5 protein-coding genes and 1 pseudogene are annotated in these 4207 nt (G+C 30.3%); all 6 read left to right on the top strand.

All coding sequences use genetic code 11. The annotated features are described in order from the left end of the window. Positions 1-33: 33 nt before the first annotated feature. On the top strand, positions 34-285 hold the full coding sequence (locus HG1285_RS05705; protein ID WP_008288327.1) for a hypothetical protein: 252 nt from the start codon (positions 34-36) through the stop codon (positions 283-285). Further along, a complete protein-coding gene (locus tag HG1285_RS05710; RefSeq protein ID WP_008288326.1) occupies positions 282-569 on the top strand; it encodes a hypothetical protein in 288 nt (95 codons plus the stop codon). Before HG1285_RS05705 ends, HG1285_RS05710 begins: the two co-directional genes overlap by 4 nt. Before the next feature lie 3 nt (positions 570-572). Then, positions 573-2027, top strand: a pseudogene (gene gatA, locus HG1285_RS18235) (Asp-tRNA(Asn)/Glu-tRNA(Gln) amidotransferase subunit GatA). Continuing rightward, a complete protein-coding gene (locus tag HG1285_RS05715) occupies positions 2020-2949 on the top strand; it encodes a MoxR family ATPase (RefSeq protein ID WP_008288323.1) in 930 nt (309 codons plus the stop codon). The pseudogene gatA and the gene HG1285_RS05715 overlap by 8 nt, the downstream one beginning before the upstream one ends. A gap of 116 nt (positions 2950-3065) precedes the next feature. Then, positions 3066-3806: a DUF58 domain-containing protein gene (locus tag HG1285_RS05720; protein ID WP_008288322.1), complete on the top strand. Its 741-nt coding sequence runs from the start codon at positions 3066-3068 to the stop codon at positions 3804-3806. After that, positions 3799-4207: transglutaminaseTgpA domain-containing protein (locus HG1285_RS05725; protein WP_008288321.1), on the top strand; the 409-nt coding region annotated here is incomplete at its 3' end. The genes HG1285_RS05720 and HG1285_RS05725, both read left to right, overlap by 8 nt.

Here is a 4207-nt window from a genome sequence, read left to right as displayed (position 1 = left end):
CAGTTGTAGAAAAAAAATTTGTAGGTTAATTTAATGGAAACTTTAAATACTATATTTTTAGGAATAATTGCCGTTTGTATGGTTATAATAACTGTAGGAGTTATTGCTGTATCTATAATTACTGCCGGTATTTTAAAAACATTAAAAGAGCTCTTAATAGAAATAAAAATAGATTATAAAGTTTTATCACCAAAAGTTCATCAAGTGGTGGAAAATTTAGAAGCAACTACATCAATCTTTGGTTTACTTTCAATATTTAAAAGAAAGAGAGGAAAACAAAAATGAGAAAAGAAGTAATATCTTTTATTTTAGGACTTACAGCAGGAATAGGTATTTCATATTTGGCTTATGAGAACAGAGAACAAATAAAAAAGAAACTTGATGACTTAGAAAAAAAAGTTAAAGAGTTAGAACTAAAAGAAAAAGCTCAAGAATATATAAAAGATACAGTTAAATCTTTAAGAAATTTATTAGAAAAATCTGAAAAGTTTGCTAAAGAAGAACAGGAAGAAGTTTTATCTAAAGTTGAAGAAAAAATAAAAAAACTTGAAGAAATTGTAAAGAGGTAGGAAATGGACTTGTGGAAAAAGAGTGTAAAAGAGCTTTCTAAGCTTTTATCAAAAAAAGAAGTAAAACCTTCTGAAATTATTGAAAGTTTCATAAAGAGAAAGGAAGAATTTGAGCCAAAAATAAACAGTTATGTATCTGATTTATCTGACCTTGCTCTTGAGGACGCTAAGAAAAAAGATGAAGAATTAGCCAGATTAGATAATATCCCTGCTCTTTTCGGTATACCAATAGCTATTAAGGATAATATCTCTACGAAGGGTATAAAAACAACATGTTCTTCAAAGATACTTGAAAATTACGTTCCTCCTTTTAATGCAACTGTAGTTGAAAAGTTAAATGAACATGGATACATAATAACAGGGAAAACAAATTTAGATGAATTTGCAATGGGCTCATCTACTGAAAATTCTGCCTTTTTTATTACAAAAAACCCGTGGGATTTGGAGAGAGTTCCAGGAGGTTCGTCAGGGGGTTCTGCTGCTTGTGTCGGAGCCGGTATAGTACCTGCTTCTTTAGGCTCTGACACAGGTGGTTCAATAAGACAGCCTGCAGCATTTTGCGGGGTTGTAGGTTTAAAACCTACTTACGGTAGAGTTTCAAGATATGGGCTCGTTGCTTTTGCATCTTCTTTAGACCAGATAGGACCTATTACAAGGACAGTTGAAGATAGTGCTATCATTTTAAATGTTATAGCCGGAAAAGATGAAAGAGATTCAACTTCAAGGAACATACCTGTGCCTGATTTCACAAAGGCAATAGGCAAAGATATAAAAGGGATAAAAATAGGTATTCCAAAGGAATTTTTCTCTGAAGGATTAGACCAGCAGGTAAAAGAGGCAGTTTTATCTGCAGCAAAACAGCTTGAAAAGGAAGGGGCAGAGATTGTAGAAATATCACTTCCAACTGCTAAATATGCAATAGAAGCTTACTATATAATAGCTCCTTCAGAAGCATCATCTAACCTTGCAAGATTTGATGGTGTTAGATACGGATATAGGGCTAAAGATTATAAAGATTTAGATGATATGTATTCAAAACAAGAGATGAAGGATTTGGTGCAGAAGTAAAAAAAGAATAATGCTCGGCACATACTCTTTATCTTCAGATATTATGATGCATATTATCTAAAGGCTCAAAAGGTTAGGACTCTTATTTATCAAGAATTTATGAAAGCTTTTGAAAATGTTGATGTGATACTTACTCCTACAACCCCTGATATTGCTTTTAAAATAGGAGAAAAATCTAACGACCCAATTCAGATGTATCTATCTGACATATTTACAGTTTCTATAAATATGGCAACTGTCCCAGCTATTAGTATTCCTTGTGGATTTAAAAATGGTCTTCCAATTGGTATGCAGTTAATTGCAAAACCTTTTAATGAAGAGATACTTTTTACTGTTGGACATTATTATGAAAGGCTGAACGATTTTTATAAAAGATTTCCTAATGGTTGAAAATAAAAAAATAAAACAGGTTATTGATACATTATCAAATTATTTACACGGAAAAGAAAGGGCTATTACCCTTTCTCTTATTACCTTTTTTTCAAAAGGACATCTTTTAATAGAAGATCTTCCAGGACTTGGAAAAACAACCCTTGCCCTTGGAATAGCAAAAACTCTTGGTCTTTCTTTTTCAAGAATCCAGTTTACAAGTGATTTACTTCCTTCAGACATAATTGGTGTATCTATTTATAAAAAAGAAAAAGAACAGTTTGAGTTTCAAAAAGGTCCTATATTCCACAATATCGTTTTAGTAGATGAAATAAATAGGGCAACCCCTAAAACCCAGTCTGCACTGCTTGAAGCTATGGGAGAAAAGCAGGTTAGTGTTGAAGGAAAAACGTATAAACTTGAAAAACCATTTTTCGTTATTGCAACTCAAAATCCAGTTGAGCAGTTTGGAACTTTTCCACTTCCAGAATCTCAGCTTGATAGATTCATGATGAAAATAAGCGTAGGGTATCCTTCAAGGCAGGCTGAGAAAGATATCCTGAAGGGCGGCAGTAAAAGGGAGGAAATTTATAATATTGAGCCTATTTTCAGTAAAGAAGAAGTTCTACAACTTCAGGAAGAAATCCCTAAAAAAGTGTATTTATCAGAAAAAATAATTGATTACATACTTGACATCGTAGAACTCACAAGAAGAACAAAATTTTTACACGTTGGACTTTCAATAAGGGGAACGTTGGCTATAGCAAGAGCTTCAAAAACAAATGCATTTTTTAAAAGAAGAGATTATGTAATTCCTGAAGATATAAAAGAACTTGCCCCTTATCTTATAACGCATAGGGTTATATTTAAAGAAGAGTATGAAACATCAGATAAGCAGGAGATTATAAAATCTTTAATAGAGGAAGTAAAAGTCCCGGCTTAATAAAAATTACAAAAGCAGGCTGGATATATATTGCTATCACAATATTACTTGGTATTGCAGGTGCAAACACTGGAAATAACCTTGTATATCTTATAGATGCAGCACTTTTATCTTTTATGGGAATTTCAGGGTTTTTTGGAAAAAGAAATATTTCAAAGTTAAAAGTTTATTTAGATTTTCCAGATGAAATTTATGCTGGTGAAGAATTTCCTTTAAAAATAACTATTCAAAATGAAAAAAGATTTTTACCGTCATTCCTAATTAAAGTAATTATTGATAAAAAGGAAATCTTAATTCCTTATATAGCTAATAATTCTAAATCTGAAAAGGAATTATTGTTTTTGTTTGAAAACAGAGGTATAAATAAAATCAGCGAAATTTTTTACTGCTCGGTTTTTCCATTTAACTTTTTTATAAGATGTCTTTCTTCAAAAGAAAGTTATGAAAAGGTTGTTTTCCCAAAGCCTATAAAATGTATTTATATAGAAGAAAAAGAAGGAAAGAAGAAAAAAGAGAAAGAAGGTAAAATTAAAAGTTTTGAAGGGGAAATTGGAAGTTTAAAAGAATATACTGTTGGAGAGCCTTTAAAGTATGTTCACTGGAAAGCTTATGCAAAAACAGGGGAGCTTTATATTAAAGAACTTTATATGCAAGGTGAAAAGCCAGTTATGATAGATTTTGAAAAAATAAAAATTAAAAATATTGAAAAGAAACTTTCCTGTATAACTTATTTAATCATTAATTTTTATAAACATAAAACTCCTGTTGGACTAAAAATGGGTAAAAAAGTTTTTAAACCAGATTTAAGCTACGGGCATAAAATTTCAATGCTTAAGGAGCTTGCCCTTTATGTATAGTATAAAATTTGTTGTTAATTTTTTTGTTTTTTTGTCCGCTTTTATATCTTTTTTATCTGTTTTTGAGTATATAAATTATATTTTTCTATTTGTTTTTATACTTTTATTCTTTGCCGGTCTTTACTTTGAAAAGAAAAAATTTTTTCCAGTTCATAGGTATATTTTAAATTTATTTTCAATTATTGTAGTTATTTTTTCTATTTTTCGTATATCTGCAAATAACATTGTTTCTCCAATTGTAGAAGCACTTATTATTTTACTTGGGGTTAAACTTGTAGAAAATAAAAAGTTTAGAGATTATATGCAGATATTCACAATATCTGTTTTTTTGCTTGCCGGGAGCGCTCTTTTGTCTATAAACATTACATTTTTAGTTTATTTTTTACTTTTGTTTTTTGTGG

The sequence above is a fragment of the Hydrogenivirga sp. 128-5-R1-1 genome, from assembly GCF_000171895.1.
Note: the sequence above shows the minus strand (reverse complement) of the source record. Positions and strands in the feature narration are given on the sequence as shown.

Excerpts from the sequence above, each read along its gene's own strand:
- HG1285_RS05705 (WP_008288327.1), top strand. The coding sequence starts at position 34 with ATGGAAACTTTAAATACTATATTTTTAGGAATAATTGCCGTTTGTATG.
- HG1285_RS05710 (WP_008288326.1), top strand. The coding sequence starts at position 282 with ATGAGAAAAGAAGTAATATCTTTTATTTTAGGACTTACAGCAGGAATA.
- HG1285_RS05715 (WP_008288323.1), top strand. The coding sequence starts at position 2,020 with ATGGTTGAAAATAAAAAAATAAAACAGGTTATTGATACATTATCAAAT.
- HG1285_RS05720 (WP_008288322.1), top strand. The coding sequence starts at position 3,066 with ATGGGAATTTCAGGGTTTTTTGGAAAAAGAAATATTTCAAAGTTAAAA.